The following is a 14,963-nucleotide window of genomic DNA, read 5'->3' on the forward strand; positions in this document are numbered from 1 at the left end:
TTCTTGGCTTTACTTTTTTTAATTCGTCTGTGATAAGTCCGTGGCAGAAGCAGGGGTGCGCTCGATTAAATCATACGTCATGCAAAGGGGTTTGCCGCTCTTTGGATCGGTTACCACATGGGCATCAATGCCAAATACCTGCCTGAGTACATTTTTACAAATAACGTCATTAGGGCAGCCAATACACTGTACTTCTCCGCTGCACATGGCAATTAAATGATCGGAAAAGCGGGCAGCATGATTTAAATCATGAAGCACCATTACAATCGTTCGGCTTTCTTTCTCATTCAGCTTTTGAAGCAGTTCAAGAACTTCAAGCTGATGGGCCATATCCAGGTAAGTAGTCGGCTCATCGAGCAGCAGCAGGTCCGTATCCTGGGCAAGGGCCATTGCGATCCAGGCCCGCTGGCGCTGTCCGCCGGACAGGGAATCTAGCGTGCGACCCGCAAATTCTAAAACTCCCGTATCTTTCATGGCGCCCTGAATAGCCTCGTGGTCCTCTGAAGTTAATTTCCGGGTACGCTTGCGATGCGGATGCCGGCCGAATGATACCAGCTGTTCCACTGTCAACGTAAGCGGAATATCCGGAGTCTGAGCAAGCATTGCCATGTTTTTGGCCACATCTTTTGTTTTCATTTCATGAATGGATTTGCCGTCTAAGTACACGCCGCCTTCTTCAGGGGTCAGTATACGGGACAGGGATTTCAGGATCGTGGATTTCCCACAGCCGTTTGGCCCGATAATAGAAGTGATTTTCCCTTCAGGTATGTCAACGCTGATATTTTTCAGGACTTGTTTATTTTCGTAAGAAACGTCTACTTGCTCTGCTTGAAGTCTTGCCACCGTCGCAAGCCCCTTTCTTTTCTGCAATCTTAATCTTATTCCAGGCCGTTTATAAAATTGATAATGATTTTCATTTAAAATTATAACGATTTTGAGTTAAAATAGCAAACAGATGCACAAATTTATTATGGAGGCGGATGCTGCTATGACTCTTCGTGAACTTGATCATAAGCTGGACATGTTAAAATCAGATTATGTACGCATACAGGGAGATTTGGAAAAACTTGAATCTTTCGGAGGCAACACAGACGGCATTATGCGCGAGCTCGACATTCTTGAAAAGGAAATGCACGAGATTAATACACAAATTAGGGAATACAATAAATAAGCGGGCCGCGACTGGCCCGCTTTTCTTTTATATCGAATTATTTATCTAAATATCTTCTTGCACCCGCATACTCATCTGCATACCCGGAATCTTCCAGATTTACGATTTCAACTGCGCTCCGGGAATTCGGCGAATGAATCATGTCACCACCGCCGATGTACATACTGACGTGGTGGACCCGTCCTTCCCCATTATCATAGGCGAAAAACAAAAGATCCCCCGGCTCCAGGTCTTCTTTAGCTACTCGATGACCTTGCTCTGCCTGTACACTGGAATCTCTCGGAATTTCTATGCCATTAGCGGCAAAAATAGTATGTGTGAACCCTGAACAGTCAAATCCAAACCCTGACATCCCTGCCCATAGGTACGGAAGGCCGAGAAACTGTTTTCCGTCTGCAATAATATCCTCCGCCCCTGGGGATGGAATATCTTCCTCGCTACCATATATTTCAATATCTGATGCATCAACCCACTTATTTCCGTCCGAAGGGGTAGCTACCAAGACTTCTCCCTGATGCTCCTTTACAACCGGTAAACGGGTGTTATAGCTCAGGTCTTTGTAATTTTTTCTCCCCTTTTTATCATAAGTTAATTCTGCGGTCGGAGAAGTAATGAGAGCAAATGGTTCATCTTCTAATTTTTCCATCCGATTACTCTCGGTTATTTGTTCTTCCGGGACCCACCCGGGATAACCCAATTCATTTCTTGGAGTTTCCTGGCCTTCCGCTGCTACTTTTACCCATCCATTCTTTTGTTCAAGAACGTGCACCTTTGAGCCAAACAACGCCTGGCTTTCCAGATTCCCAACGAGCCAGAGCTTTTCATCTACGCTCATCGACGCTGTCCATTCATTCAGGCTGGCCGGGTTGGAGGCTGCGGGAAGATCAATTTCCCGGAGAATATCCGGCTCCGTCCACATCGTCATTGCACTCACCTCTGTATAAGCCGTCTCATTCACTTCTGCTGCACTCGCAGAGCCGGCCGTGAATGCTGCTCCTATAACTGCAATCATAACAGTTGAAATCCAGTGACCTCTCTTCATCGCAGTTCCCCCTTTTCATATTTGATATGCGCCCTCTGCGCGGGATTCATTACTTGTACCTGATGCCCTTCAAAAGATACGGCAGTAACAGTATTTTCCTGCAGCCATTTTGGAGCATCCAAATCCACCATCTTAATATTAGGATGGGCAAGCGCCAGCTCAGCTGCCGGCGAAACGCTTATAGTCGATTCCATCATGCTTCCCATCATGCACGGAACACCCGACGCTTCTGCAATATCAGCAATTTTCCACGCCTCCAGCAGCCCCCCGCATTTCATGAGTTTAATATTAATCATGTCGCAGGCACGCTGTTCGATGAGCCTGCTGGCATCTGTATACGTTTTACAGCTTTCATCCGCCATAATAGGCGTTCTGGTAGATTCTGTGACTTTTTTTAAACCGGCCCAGTCATCGGCTGCTACGGGCTGTTCTATAAACTGTACCGGGATGTGTTCTTTTTCAAGCTGCTGAATAAATGCTATTGCTTCTTTAGAAGTCCACCCCTGGTTGGCATCAATCCTCAACATGACGCCTTGGGGAAGCACTTCAGTGATGGCGCGGATTCTTTGATGATCTTTTTTGATATCATCCCCGACTTTCATTTTCAAATAGAGATAACCTTCGTTTATATATTGTTCTGCTGTATTTTTCATTTGTGCTGGTTCTTCCATACTGATCGTCATATCATTTTCAAATACAGCCGGTGTTCCTCCCAGCCACTGCAGGAGACTGCAGTGGCGCTTTTGAACAAATGCATCTATAACAGCCATTTCCACTGCTGCTTTGGCACTGGGGTTCCCGTAGCAGCTTTTCTTAAGTCTCCGTACATTTTTCTGCAGAGCTTCGTCTTCTGCTCCTGCAAGTGCCTCTGCAGCCGGACCGTTAATAACTGTTTCGATGCTTGAAGGAGATTCCCCCGTCACAGCAAGAGCTGGAGCTGCTCCCCCTTTCCCTATAGTACCGTCAGTCAGTATTACACTTACTTCAACATTTTCAATGCTTGTAACTGTCCTTATGGACGTAACAAACGGTCGATTCAAAGGAATGATTTTTCTTTTCGTTTTAAGAGAAGCTATTTCCATTCAACATCCCGCCTCTTAAATTCTTGATAAGATTTCCGCTACCGCGACACCGACGACTGTGCCCATAAATGAGCCAATTAATGCCATCATTACGCCTATTGGGACCAGAGTACGGCTGAAGGCTCCTGCAAGCACCGGAGCAGAGGCCATACCTCCAATATTGGCCAGACTTGCGATGCCGAGGGTAAAAAGGTCAAGCCGGAACAGTTTTGCTAAAAGCAGCATAATAGCTCCGTGGAAAAATAAAACCATAAATCCGGAGATAATATACGCTGGAACTTCAGCAATATTTGAAAAATCTGCGTTGGAAGCAATTAGAGCTATGATCGTGTAAAGCATCAAATAGCCTATATCCATTGTCCCCGTTAACCTGGCAACCGGCGTTACAGCAAGACCCAGACCCAAAACGGTAACAATTAATATCGTCCACGTTGTTGCATTCACAGCATTACCAGCTTCAGGAAGCGTATTTCCTACTGCAATGGCAAGCGAAGCTACCAGCATAGAAAATCCTAAGCAGACAATAATTTCTACGTATGTTAGAGGTTTTGTTTCTTTTTCCTCAAGAGACAAATTATACTGCATCTGATCAATGCTTTCTGTTTTCGCTTTTGTAAACCGGTTGAATGCGAATTGGAAAGGAACAAGCCAAAATAAAAGCATTACCCAAAACGAATAGTTTACTGTATCCATAATTAAAGCATAGCCAAATAAATTCTCAGGGACTTCAAGAATCCCCTGCAGCGCTACAAGATTTGCTGAACCTCCCGTCCATGAACCAGCCAGGGCTGCAAAAGCCTTCCACGTTTCCGTGTCTAAAAAACCCTGCATAATATAATATGTAACCGTAAAACCGCCAACTATACTAATCACAGCTACAACGTAGCTAAGCAGCATTTTTGGCCCCAGTTTGATAATCTGCAGAATGTTACAGTTTAATAAAAATAGAAATATCATTGCCGGCAGTAGAAGAGAACGTATGCCTGAATTTAACTCACCGAGAGCCTCGGAGCCACTGAATACCCCAAAGGTGTTTAACAGAGCGGCAACGATGTAGATGAGCACCACTGTAGGCACGTACTTAAAAAATTTACTTTTTGTCACTTTTTCCGTACCTACGAGAAGTGCAACCATCGCAATCAAAACACTAATGTAAAGAGCTCCGTTTTCTATCATGCTGAATAACCTCCTTTAGATTGTTAAATATAAATAAACCCAGCAAAGAGAAAAGATCTCTTTGCTGGGTTTTATCCGGTAAGATAAAGCAGCACTGCTTACATATCAGCCTTTATTTGCTTATACTTTAAGCTGGCGTTGCGCAGGGCAACAATCATCGCTTTCTGGGACGAGCCGTGATAACGTTTTTGAATAATTTCTACAAGATGCTCACTTTCCTGAATCGAAGCACCTGCGAATATTTCTTTTACAAACCGGGCTGTTAAAGAAAGAATAGCAGAACATTCTGCCTCCAGGATTTCATCCGTTAGAGTATCCACTACAAATCCAATAAAAAATACCTGATATTGTTCAGTGATCGGGTTATTCGAAGGAGATTTAGCCTCTCCCACAATGTAAATAGTATTCTTGTTGTACAAATGTTTTTCACCACCTGATTGCTAAAAGAAGAACGCTTTGGGTAAAGGTTCCTTTTACCAGAGGAGTAATATGTTTGAAAATTATGATATCGTACTTTTCTAAATTACGCAATTCTTATTTTTATTTATCCTTCGCTTATGAACTTTCAGTCAGTTTCCTAATGCTGAAAAAGGGAAAGACATAGTAGAGAAAGATACGAAGATTTAGGAGGAGTAGTATGTCACAAGTTGAAAATATTTTATTTAACCAGCAGCATATAAGCAATCACATTTTTAAAAACAAGCTGATTGTCGCTCCGATGACACGGATTAGCGCAGATGATAATGGTACGCCGAATGACCGGATGCGCAGATACTATGAGCGTTATGCTCTTGGAGGTTTTTCCGCTGTTATTTCGGAGGGGATTTACACCGATGAAATCTACAGCCAGGGATACGCCAATCAGCCCGGACTCGCCAATGAACATCATCAGGAAGGATGGAAGCCGATTACTCAAGCAGTCAAAGAGCATGGAAGCAAAATGATTGCCCAGCTCATGCATGCCGGCGCTCAGTCCCAGTATAATCAATACACAAGCGAGACTGCTTCCGCTTCTCCCGTACAGCCTCCCGCTGAAAAAGTATCTTCCTACGGCGGACAGGGGGCCTTCCCCGTCCCGAAGGCCATGGATGAAAATGATATGAACACCGCTAAGCAGGGATTTGTGGAGGCAGCCCTCCGTGCCGCAGAAGCAGGATTTGACGGTGTAGAGCTTCACGGGGCGAATGGCTATCTGCTTGATCAGTTTCTTTCTGAATCCACTAATAAACGTACAGACCAGTACGGCGGTCCTGTAGAAAATCGCGTACGCTTTCTTAATGAAGTCGTCGAAGCCGTTCGCGAAGCCATAGGGCCGGTTCCTATTCTTGGCATCCGTATTTCGCAGGCCAAAGTTACGGATGGGTCTTACCGCTGGCCGGGAGGGGAAGCAGACGCCACAGTCATATTCTCCGAGCTCGGTAAGACGCCACTCGATTATATTCATACTACAGACGGCGACGGCCTCGGCGAGGGGTTTGGAAATGACACCTTAAGCATGGCCCAGGCGGCTAAAGAATACAGTGGCCTACCCGTCGTTGCCAATGGGAATCTTGGAGATCCCGAAAAATCCTCCCATGCTATCAATGAAAGTGCTGCTGATTTTGTTTCTCTCGGCAGAACTGCCCTGGCTAATCCCGACGCTCCCCACCGCATTCTCCATGGTCAGTCGATGAACAGCTTCGATCCTACTCTTATTATGCAGCCGCTTGCCAATGTGAAAGATGCAGAGCTTGAACAAAACATCTTCAAAGAATAGAAAAAGGAGAGGCCGGATTGGCCTCTCCTATTGTGCAGGGGTTGCGGAAACGAGAAACCGTATTTTTTTCTCCCCTAGCTTAATTTTCACAGGCGTTTCCGTATAAACCTCCCCGTCCGTGTCTGCCTGTTTTACTGGATCTGTAGTCAACTCAATATCTCTGCCAAGCACGTGCTCAATAGGACTGTTTTCATTATCAATTTCCTTAGTCCCCATTGTTGCAAAAAATTCTCTCATCAGGCTGTTGCCGCCTTCCGGGATAATGAAGATTTCGAACTGCTCATCCTGCATCGTGGTGTCTCCTACCGGCACCTGGTTTGTACCGATGGAGTGGCCATTCATGATCAGAATCATTACCGCTTCCCCAGTATAGTTTTCTCCGTCAATTTTCATTTGATAAGAAAAAACTTCCGGATTCTGAACAGTTTGCAGTGTACTGATGAAATAGCTTAACTTTCCGATAGCACCTTTTAAGTTTTCATCAATGTTTTCCGACGTTTCCACAATTAAACCTATCCCGTAAAAATTAGCAAAGAAACGCTCATTCATGGAGCCTATATCAATTTCTTTCGTATTCTTTTCGAGCATATCTGTCATAGCCTTTTTTGGGTTCTGTGCCAAACCGAGAGACCTGGAGAAATCATTACAGGTGCCGTACGGGAGCACGCCTACATCAGGGGCATATGGTGACTCCATCAGCCCGTTGATGCTTTCATGAATTGTCCCATCACCGCCGGCAATAAATACCGCCTCTACCTGTTCATCTATCGAAGCGCATGTTTCACGCACATCGTCTTTGGATTGTGTCTGCCTGATAACAAGCTCCACAATGGAAGTTCCCCATACCTGGATAAATGTATTTAACTGCTTTTGTTTTTCATTAACGTCTTTGTTTCCGTTAATAATAAGTAAAGCTTTTTGATACATATGAACGTCTCCCCTATCCTGTCAAATACACGGCTTCTTATTTAGAAGACGCTAACCGTATATTCCCATTTCCAGAGAGAAAAAAACAAGGGAGATGCTTACTATTTGCAGTGCAGAATCATCCGTCTGGTGCCAGTATATAAATTAGACCAATACATGCGCTCTGCTTCGGGCGGGCAGGGCTGGCGTCTCCATACCGATTTCATGCTTGCGCTTTCCGTATATGTCAAAACATGCACTTCCCTTGGGTTTTTTCCGGTAAGCCAGGCCCCTCCTTTTTCGAGAGAAATAAACTGTGCTCCCCGCAGCGTTTTTATGTTCCGGTAAGCCTTCAGGCATTCATCCATCAGGGCTGCATACAGCACAACTTTTTGCGACTCCTGTTCCGGCGAGGAAATACCGATTTTTTTCCAATGTTTTTTCACACATTTTACTACATCCAGCTGACTTTCAATCTTTGCTCCAGTTAATTCTTTCATTACATTCTGAATAATAGAAATAAATAAATCATTAATTTCAGGCGTTATTCTTTTCGCATGATGCTGTTTTTTCATCTCTATACTGCTCCTTCATTAATCACATTTTTGAAGCATCGGGCACTTTGCACACACTTCGTCACTGTTACTCAATGCTTTATAAATAGAACACCAGGATCTTTTCGCATAACAAATAGGTACATTTTGATTTTTGGCCCGTTCCTTTAACTTGGCGGAAACATTGTGATTGATGAAATCAGTAAGCACAAGCACCAGATCAATATTTGGCGGAATTTCCTTTTGCACCATTTTTACTTTTCGCCCGCTGACATGCTTGATGTCCTGAAAGCCTAATTCTTTTAACCGGTCGGGAATGGCTCCCAGTCTGTCTGCCCCGATGATCATCAATCCGTCCATGTTTATCCTCCTATTTGAAAATAATTCTCATTTATTATGTATAGTTTATTGAAAACGATTCTCAATGTCAATGTTTATTCCTGAGCCCGAAGTTTTTATTCTGTCTTTATGTGGAATATACTTGAGAGAGTATGCCGCCAGTCAGTCAAAAAGGGAGGTACTTGTATGAAAAGCCGCGAAGAAGTTCATATAGAAACATTTACCGTGGGAGATAACGGTACAATACCTAATCATCCTAGTTTTCCTGTGCTCGTTTATGAACAGACTGTCACCGGCTCTGAGGATGTTAAAGAACTTTTTAATAAAAATAACTGGCTGGGAGCATGGAAAGGAAGTGTCTTTAAATACCATCATTATCACAGTAATTCGCATGAGGTGCTTGGCTGCGTAAGTGGTTCCGCCCTTTTGCATATAGGCGGCGAACAGGGGAGGCAGCTTAATGTAAAACACGGCGACATATTGATTCTTCCCGCTGGATACGGCCATAAGCTCATTGAGCAGAGTGAAGACTTTGCAGTTATTGGTGCTTATCCAGGCGGCTCAGATTATGATATGTGTACCGGTGACCCTTCCGAGCGCCCTGAAAAAATTAATAATATTTACCGCGTTCCTCTACCCGATTCCGATCCCGTTTTCGGCTTAGAAGGACCACTATTTACTTATTGGAAAAACTTTTCATAAACGAAAGGAAGCTAGTATAAAATGGCGACGAAAACGAGACAAATACTTTTACACGAAAGACCAAAAGGCCTCCCTGACAAAAACACATTTGCATTTAAGCATATAGAAATAGGCGCTCCCGCTGAAGGAGAAGTGCTTCTTCAAATGATTTACATTTCTGTGGATCCTTATATGAGAGGAAGAATGGACGACCGCGAATCATACGTCCCTCCTTTTCCGCTTCACAAACCAATTGCCGGCGGCGCCATTGCGAAGGTGGTTGAAAGCCGCGATGATTCTTTAAACGAAGGTGATTACGTGACCGGCAATCTGCCGTGGCAGCAATACGTTAACGTGAGTGCTTCGGATGTACGAAAGGTACAGGCAGAAGCAGCTCCGGTTTCTGCGTATTTGAACGCTGTCGGCATGCCCGGACTCACTGCTTATTTCGGCACGCTCAGTATCGGTCAGCCTAAGCAGGGAGAAACGTTCGTTATCTCCGGGGGAGCCGGCGCTGTTGGTTCGCTTGCCGGCCAGATTGCCAAAATGCAGGGCGCCAGGGTGGTCGGTATTGCAGGTACCGATGAAAAACTGGATTATATGAAAAGCATTGGATTTGATGAAGTAATTAATTACAAAACAGAAGATTTAACAAAAGCCATCAAGCGGACGTGTCCCGACAAAGTAGACGTATACTTCGATAACGTCGGGGGCGAAATGAGCGATATTGTGCTCGATCATTTAAATAAATTCGCCCGGGTGGTCCAGTGCGGGGCAATCTCTACGTATAATGATCCGGACAATTACGGACCGAGAGTCCAATTCAAGCTCATTAAATCAAGCGCTTTGATGAAAGGCTTCATTGTAGGCGATTACGCTGATGAATTTGAAGAAGCAACCAAACAGCTTGCAGCCTGGGTAGCTTCCGGGGACCTGCAGTATGAAGAAACAATTCTCACTGGGTTTGATCGTATTCCAGAAGCATTCATCGGTTTGTTCACCGGTCGGAACACGGGCAAGCTGCTCGTGGATGTTTCCCAATAAAGTCAAAACGCCGCTGCTTTCACGCGCCGCAGGAGGCACACTGCGAAAAAGCCGCCTATCCATACATTGGACAGGCGGCTTTTTATAGTTTCATTAATTTAAGGAGGGACCTGAAGGCTTTCGAACGGTCTGTTTTTCTCTCGACTGTTCCTTTAGTTCCTCTTTCTTTTTTACTTCATGGTTGCTTGGCGGACTCAGGCTGAGAATTTTGTCTCCGGCCTCAGGCTTTATTGCATTATCAACAGCAAAGAATTCCAGACGTCCAGTCGGTTTTTGAATACCGATCAGCACTACGTCTTCCGCCCGGTCATTTAAATAGGACTGGTACGGATATTCTTTTGTTAAAGACGTTAATTTAAACACGTAACCCGCATCTACTTTCCAGTTCAGCTCTTCAAATGTCGCGCCTTTTTCGAACAGAACGCGGCCACCGACCTTTCTCATCAATTCATCGGGTTCATTCCGGTCTGATTGATGCCAGCTGAGCTGAAACAGATCCTTCCTTCCGAATTCAGGGACAAAGGTGGTGCACACGAGCGAATTATAAGAATCCCGGTCAGTAGCCGCGATAATTTTATTATAGGGAGTCATGTCCAGTGAATACTCCGACTGCTCGGAAAGAATCTCTCCCCGGTAGTAAGCGATTCCTGCTTTACGTGCGTTGAACAAATGTTCAAACGAAGAATCGGCAATCAATACCGGCACATTCATTTCCTTCAGCTTTTGGGCAAGGCTTGTAGTGAAGGAGCTTCCTCCTACAAACAGAACTCCCGGAAGTCCCTCTTTTGAAAGGTTTAACTTTCTGGCAAGCGGCCCAATCGTAAACCCGTGGAAGCATACAGTCGCAAACACGAGCGCAAACGTAAGCGGGGTAATAATGGAAGCCCCGGCGTAGTTGTATTCTTCAAGGACATTCGCAAAATACCCTGCTACCGTCAAAGCTACAATTCCCCGGGGAGCGATCCAGCCGATAAGAGCTTTTTCCCCGAATGTTAAATCGGTCCCCATGGTCGACAGCCAGATTGAAAGCGGGCGAACTAAAAACAGCATCAAAAGAACGTAAGCAATAATTTGCGGATCGAAAATCTGCATCAGTGTATCCCGGTCGAGTGATGCTGTCAGCATAATAAATATACCCGAAATCAGCAGCACAGAAATATTTTCTTTAAAGTGCTGCATATCGCTGATGGAGCTTATATGAAGATTTGCAAGCGTCATTCCCATCGCAGTGACGGCCAACAATCCCGTCTCATGCATAACCACGTCAGAAATGACAAAGCTTGCAATCACCATGGACAGAACGACCGGAGATTTCAGGAACTCCGGCACATGACCACGTTCAAAGGTCCACCCGATAATTCTACCGAATAGAATCCCCAGAAAAACAGCAAACAACGAGGCCATAAAGAAATTGACGAGCGAGACGAAGGTGGACTCTTCGGAGGTAAAGGTTCGGATAATTTCAAACGCAAACACTGCCAGGAGAGCACCAAACGGGTCAACGACAATACCTTCCCATTTAAGTATTCGGGCCGGCCTCGGCTTCAGCTTGGCCTGCCGGAGGAGCGGCAGGATGACGGTAGGGCCTGTAACGATCAGCAAACCACCGATAATAAAGGATACTTCCCATGATAAGCCAGCCACAAAATGGGCTGTTAATGAACCAAGTATCCAGGCCAGAAGGGCTCCTATTGTGATGATACGATACACAGGCTTTTGAAGCCCCTGAAGTCCCCTGAAATCAAGATTCAGGCTTCCTTCAAATAATATTATGGCTACAGCAATCGATACGATGGGGCCATACAGATCGCCAAATGCTTCGGAAGGATTAATCAGCCCAAATATCGGCCCGATCAAAAGTCCGGCAACAGACATAACGACTATGGCCGGCAGCCTGGAGAACCAGGCAAGCCACTGGGAGCCGATTCCGACGGCACCGATCAGCATTAGTTGAAACAATAGAGAGTCCAGCATATATTTTCCCTTCTTTCCACTCCCATTTTTTATCTTTGGGTTTAATCTTGTATGTAATTCGTATTCCTTTCACTTTTTAATCACTTGAAATAAAAAGATACTATACTAAACCCTATCGTTTCAATCAAAGCAGTTTATAAAAATATATTTTTTCATAAAAAAGCACGCTTTTACACAAAGCATGCTTTTCGTTACCGCTCTTCTATTTCTTCTTGAATGGACTGACCGAGATGGCGTCCCGGCTCATCGATTCTGCAGTAGATCCGATCTCCGGGCCGGCAGTCTTTTAAAGCCATCGGCTCATATTGATCCGTCATTAAATAAACGCTGTCTGCCCACTGCAGAGTAGCTGACAAATTTACGTCCCCTGCGCGGACCTTTATTCTCACGAGTTCGCGTTTTTCAATTTTCACCCTGCCTACCGGCACCTGGCGTGAAGCTGTGCCTTCGTACACAGTTACCGGCTCATCATGTTCTATTTCTGCAAGATACCTTGTCTTCTCTTCTTCGAAAATATACTGATGCACAGCGCCGGCGTTGATACGAAACACGCGGGCTGGATACGTACTGGTTGTACGGTTTTCCGAAAGCGTATAAACGTACCCGTGCCCTGTGTCTCCGACAAGCAGACCTTCAGCTGGAGATAAGATATCTGCTGCGTCTATGCAGACACGCGATCCTTCTCCCATCGGCTCTATGGCTTCCACGATACCAAGTTTCCATACATCATTTTCCATCATACTCATCAGCACCCACTGCTTCCGGAGGAGCTTTTGCCTTCTTCCTCCATTTTCATTTTGTGTTCTCTTCCCCATTTTTCCAGTTCCCGAAGGAGAGATTCGAGTGACTCCCCGTAGCTTGTCAGGGAGTATTCCACTTTTGGCGGTACTACCGCGTAAGCGTGGCGCAATACTAAGCCGTCATGCTCAAGCTCTTTGAGCTGCTTGATTAATGTCTGATGATTAATCTGCTGCAGCTGCTGTTTAATCTCACTGAAACGGAGCGTTTTCCCGACGAGCTCCATTAGAATGACTGCTTTCCATTTCCCGCATACTTTGTCGAGCGTTATTTTTATATTTTCTCTTTCTTCTATGGTCATTCTTTCACTCCTTTAATCTAAAAAAAGACACTACTATATATTCCAATATAAGTATGTGCAAATATATTATATGTAGGTATTATAGCCTTAAAGTCAAGTGAATAAACGTTTAGAACCTGTTTCGTCAAAAAAAGCAGCAGCCTCATTTAAGAGACTGCTGGCTTTTACTGTTCCTCTGCTATTTCTGAGAGCTCGGCCCAGCGTGTCATCGCCTGGTCCAGCTTTTCATTGGTTTCTTTCTGGATGCTGGACCACTTTTCGATGGCCGCGAGGTCACTGCCGCTCTGCTCCATCTGCTGCTCTGCTTCCGCCAGTTCATCTTCAAGGCGGGCAATACGCTCTTCGATCTGATCCCATTCCTGCTTTTCTTTATAGGACATTTTTTTCTTCTCCCCAACTGCGCTCCTGACAGCTGATGGCTCCGGCTTCTTCTCTTTACTTAGCGCCGGCCGGGAAGCATCCTTTTCTGAACTCATAAATTCTGAGTAATTTCCCTCGAATAAGGTAACCTGGGATGATTCATTAAAAACAAACAGCTTTTCAGCTACCCGGTCAAGAAAATAGCGGTCGTGGGAAACAGTGACGACTACGCCGGGGAACTGCTGCAGGTATTCTTCGAGTACGCTGAGTGTCTGCACGTCCAGATCATTTGTTGGCTCATCCATAAACAATACGTTCGGCTCGGTCATTAAAATACTGAGCAGGTACACCCTCTTTTTTTCTCCGCCGGACAACCGGGAAATATACGTCCACTGATCCTCCCGTTCGAATAGAAAGCGTTCAAGCATCTGTTCAGCCGAAATACTTTCACCGTTAACAGTATAAATAACTTCAGCAATATCACGAATATATTCGAGCACACGCTTTGATTCATCCAATTCTTCCTGCTGCTGCGAGTAGTAGCCAAGCTTTACAGTTGGGCCGTACACTACATTCCCCGCATCGGGGTCGATACGGTTGGCAAGAATGTTTAAAAGCGTCGTTTTCCCAGTTCCGTTTGGACCGACAATCCCTATTTTTTCTCCAGGGGTAAACATATAGTTAAACTGCGAAAACATATTCTTGTCTCCGTAGGACTTTTCCAGGTCCTCCGCCTCTATTACTTTCTTTCCAAGTCTCGTAGACCCTACCGGAACCTGCAGCTCTTCTTTTTTCGGCGGGCCCTCCTGCTGTTTCAAAGACTCCGCCCGCTCTTTCCGGGCTTTTTGTTTTGTGCCGCGAGCTTTCGGCTGCTTCTGAAGCCAGGCCAGCTCCCGCTTTAATGTGTTCTGCCGTTTTGCTTCGGCGTGCGCTTCATTTGCTTCGCGCTCGGCCCGCTTTTCCAGAAACAGTTCATAGTTGCCGTCATATTCATACAGACGGCCGCGTTCCAATTCAAAGATTTTATTCGTTACTCTGTTTAAGAAATAACGGTCGTGTGTGACTAATATTAAAGCTCCATTATAGTTGGATAAATATTTTTCAAGCCAGTTAATGGACTCGTCGTCGAGATGGTTCGTCGGTTCGTCAAGAATAAGAATGTCACAGTCCTGAATGAGAGCCCGGGCAATAGAAGCTCTTTTACGCTGGCCGCCGGAGAGTTCATTAATTTTCTGGTTATAGACCGTCAGCCCCAGTCTGTTTAACACCTGCTGGGCTACAGTACCTGCTTCCCATGCTCCGAGCTGGTCCATTTTCTGCTGGGCCTTCATCCACTGTTCCTGTGCAGCTTCACTTTCAGGCTCCTGCTCCAGACGGGCCTGAGCTTTTTCGTAATCTTTCACTGCTTTCATGATATCGGAAGAGCCTTCATACAAATAATCAATCAAATTTTCTTCCTCCGGCAGCTCAGGATCCTGTGGAAGGTATTCAATTCTCAGCTGTTTGGAGTGCTGAAGCTTTCCTTTTTCCGAAGAATCAATTTCAGAAATCACGCGGAGAAGCGAAGATTTCCCTGTGCCGTTAACGCCGATCAGTCCGATACGGTCTCCGGGCTCGATCGTAAATGAAATATGGTCAAACAGCACCTTGGTGCCGGTTGTCTGGTATAGATTTTCTGCTACAAGCAGACTCATGTTCTCACCGTTCCTTTCTCGTCCTTTCCTATCTTAGCATACTTGCTCGTGCTCCTGAAAAACACAGGGCTGTTTAAAGTCCAAA

The 14,963-nt window shown here is 45.2% G+C and carries 16 protein-coding genes; 4 read left to right on the top strand and 12 right to left on the bottom strand.

Translation table 11 applies throughout. The annotated features are described in order from the left end of the window. Window positions 1-18: 18 nt before the first annotated feature. Window positions 19-843, bottom strand: a complete 825-nt coding sequence (locus ACTRXG_RS09835) for an ABC transporter ATP-binding protein (protein ID WP_474263471.1) — start codon at window positions 841-843, stop codon at window positions 19-21. A 145-nt stretch (window positions 844-988) separates the two neighbouring features. Here ACTRXG_RS09835 and ACTRXG_RS09840 point away from each other — a divergent pair, with 145 nt between their 5' ends. Beyond that, the gene (locus ACTRXG_RS09840) at window positions 989-1,171 is read left to right on the top strand and encodes an SE1832 family protein (protein ID WP_322526008.1); all 183 of its coding nucleotides are present in this window, start codon (window positions 989-991) and stop codon (window positions 1,169-1,171) included. Window positions 1,172-1,208: 37 nt separating this feature from the next. Here ACTRXG_RS09840 and ACTRXG_RS09845 read toward each other — a convergent pair whose 3' ends face one another. The 4 genes from ACTRXG_RS09845 to ACTRXG_RS09860 all read right to left on the bottom strand — a co-directional run bounded on the left by ACTRXG_RS09845 (window position 1,209) and on the right by ACTRXG_RS09860 (window position 4,890). After that, window positions 1,209-2,213: a C40 family peptidase gene (locus ACTRXG_RS09845; RefSeq protein ID WP_474284805.1), complete on the bottom strand. Its 1,005-nt coding sequence runs from the start codon at window positions 2,211-2,213 to the stop codon at window positions 1,209-1,211. Next, window positions 2,210-3,295: a dipeptide epimerase gene (locus ACTRXG_RS09850; protein ID WP_474284806.1), complete on the bottom strand. Its 1,086-nt coding sequence runs from the start codon at window positions 3,293-3,295 to the stop codon at window positions 2,210-2,212. Before ACTRXG_RS09850 ends, ACTRXG_RS09845 begins: the two co-directional genes overlap by 4 nt. A 15-nt stretch (window positions 3,296-3,310) precedes the next feature. Beyond that, complete coding sequence (locus tag ACTRXG_RS09855) at window positions 3,311-4,471, bottom strand: DUF819 family protein (RefSeq protein ID WP_474284807.1); 1,161 nt, start codon at window positions 4,469-4,471, stop codon at window positions 3,311-3,313. Between the two features lie 98 nt (window positions 4,472-4,569). Beyond that, the gene (locus ACTRXG_RS09860) at window positions 4,570-4,890 is read right to left on the bottom strand and encodes a DUF3870 domain-containing protein (RefSeq protein ID WP_091616040.1); all 321 of its coding nucleotides are present in this window, start codon (window positions 4,888-4,890) and stop codon (window positions 4,570-4,572) included. Window positions 4,891-5,108: 218 nt separating this feature from the next. Here ACTRXG_RS09860 and ACTRXG_RS09865 point away from each other — a divergent pair, with 218 nt between their 5' ends. After that, a complete protein-coding gene (locus ACTRXG_RS09865; RefSeq protein WP_474284808.1) occupies window positions 5,109-6,227 on the top strand; it encodes an oxidoreductase in 1,119 nt (372 codons plus the stop codon). Between the two features lie 27 nt (window positions 6,228-6,254). Here ACTRXG_RS09865 and ACTRXG_RS09870 read toward each other — a convergent pair whose 3' ends face one another. The 3 genes from ACTRXG_RS09870 to ACTRXG_RS09880 all read right to left on the bottom strand — a co-directional run bounded on the left by ACTRXG_RS09870 (window position 6,255) and on the right by ACTRXG_RS09880 (window position 8,047). Further along, window positions 6,255-7,154 (bottom strand): diacylglycerol/lipid kinase family protein, encoded by a 900-nt coding sequence (locus ACTRXG_RS09870; RefSeq protein WP_474264226.1) that lies wholly within the window; start codon window positions 7,152-7,154, stop codon window positions 6,255-6,257. A 101-nt stretch (window positions 7,155-7,255) separates the two neighbouring features. Beyond that, window positions 7,256-7,708: a hypothetical protein gene (locus tag ACTRXG_RS09875; protein WP_474264224.1), complete on the bottom strand. Its 453-nt coding sequence runs from the start codon at window positions 7,706-7,708 to the stop codon at window positions 7,256-7,258. An 18-nt stretch (window positions 7,709-7,726) separates the two neighbouring features. Further along, window positions 7,727-8,047 (bottom strand): DUF2325 domain-containing protein, encoded by a 321-nt coding sequence (locus ACTRXG_RS09880; RefSeq protein ID WP_091616031.1) that lies wholly within the window; start codon window positions 8,045-8,047, stop codon window positions 7,727-7,729. A 165-nt stretch (window positions 8,048-8,212) separates the two neighbouring features. Here ACTRXG_RS09880 and ACTRXG_RS09885 point away from each other — a divergent pair, with 165 nt between their 5' ends. Next, entirely contained in the window at window positions 8,213-8,728 is a 516-nt protein-coding gene (locus ACTRXG_RS09885; RefSeq protein ID WP_474284809.1) for a cupin domain-containing protein, read from the top strand. Window positions 8,729-8,749: 21 nt separating this feature from the next. Beyond that, window positions 8,750-9,751, top strand: coding sequence for an NADP-dependent oxidoreductase (locus tag ACTRXG_RS09890; RefSeq protein ID WP_474264220.1), 1,002 nt, complete (start codon window positions 8,750-8,752; stop codon window positions 9,749-9,751). A 93-nt stretch (window positions 9,752-9,844) separates the two neighbouring features. On the opposite strand, the gene ACTRXG_RS09895 is transcribed toward ACTRXG_RS09890, so the two are convergent. The 4 genes from ACTRXG_RS09895 to ACTRXG_RS09910 form a co-directional block, all read right to left on the bottom strand. Next, entirely contained in the window at window positions 9,845-11,725 is a 1,881-nt protein-coding gene (locus ACTRXG_RS09895) for a cation:proton antiporter (RefSeq protein WP_474263660.1), read from the bottom strand. Between the two features lie 191 nt (window positions 11,726-11,916). Continuing rightward, window positions 11,917-12,471 (bottom strand): 3-dehydroquinate synthase II, encoded by a 555-nt coding sequence (locus tag ACTRXG_RS09900; protein ID WP_474263662.1) that lies wholly within the window; start codon window positions 12,469-12,471, stop codon window positions 11,917-11,919. Beyond that, window positions 12,471-12,824, bottom strand: a complete 354-nt coding sequence (locus ACTRXG_RS09905) for a winged helix-turn-helix transcriptional regulator (RefSeq protein ID WP_022794628.1) — start codon at window positions 12,822-12,824, stop codon at window positions 12,471-12,473. The genes ACTRXG_RS09900 and ACTRXG_RS09905 overlap by 1 nt, the downstream gene beginning before the upstream one ends. Window positions 12,825-12,988: 164 nt before the next feature. Further along, the gene (locus ACTRXG_RS09910) at window positions 12,989-14,878 is read right to left on the bottom strand and encodes an ABC-F family ATP-binding cassette domain-containing protein (RefSeq protein ID WP_474263664.1); all 1,890 of its coding nucleotides are present in this window, start codon (window positions 14,876-14,878) and stop codon (window positions 12,989-12,991) included. Between the last annotated feature and the right edge of the window lie 85 nt (window positions 14,879-14,963).

Source organism: Marinococcus sp. LNSP9103-4, assembly GCF_056034345.1.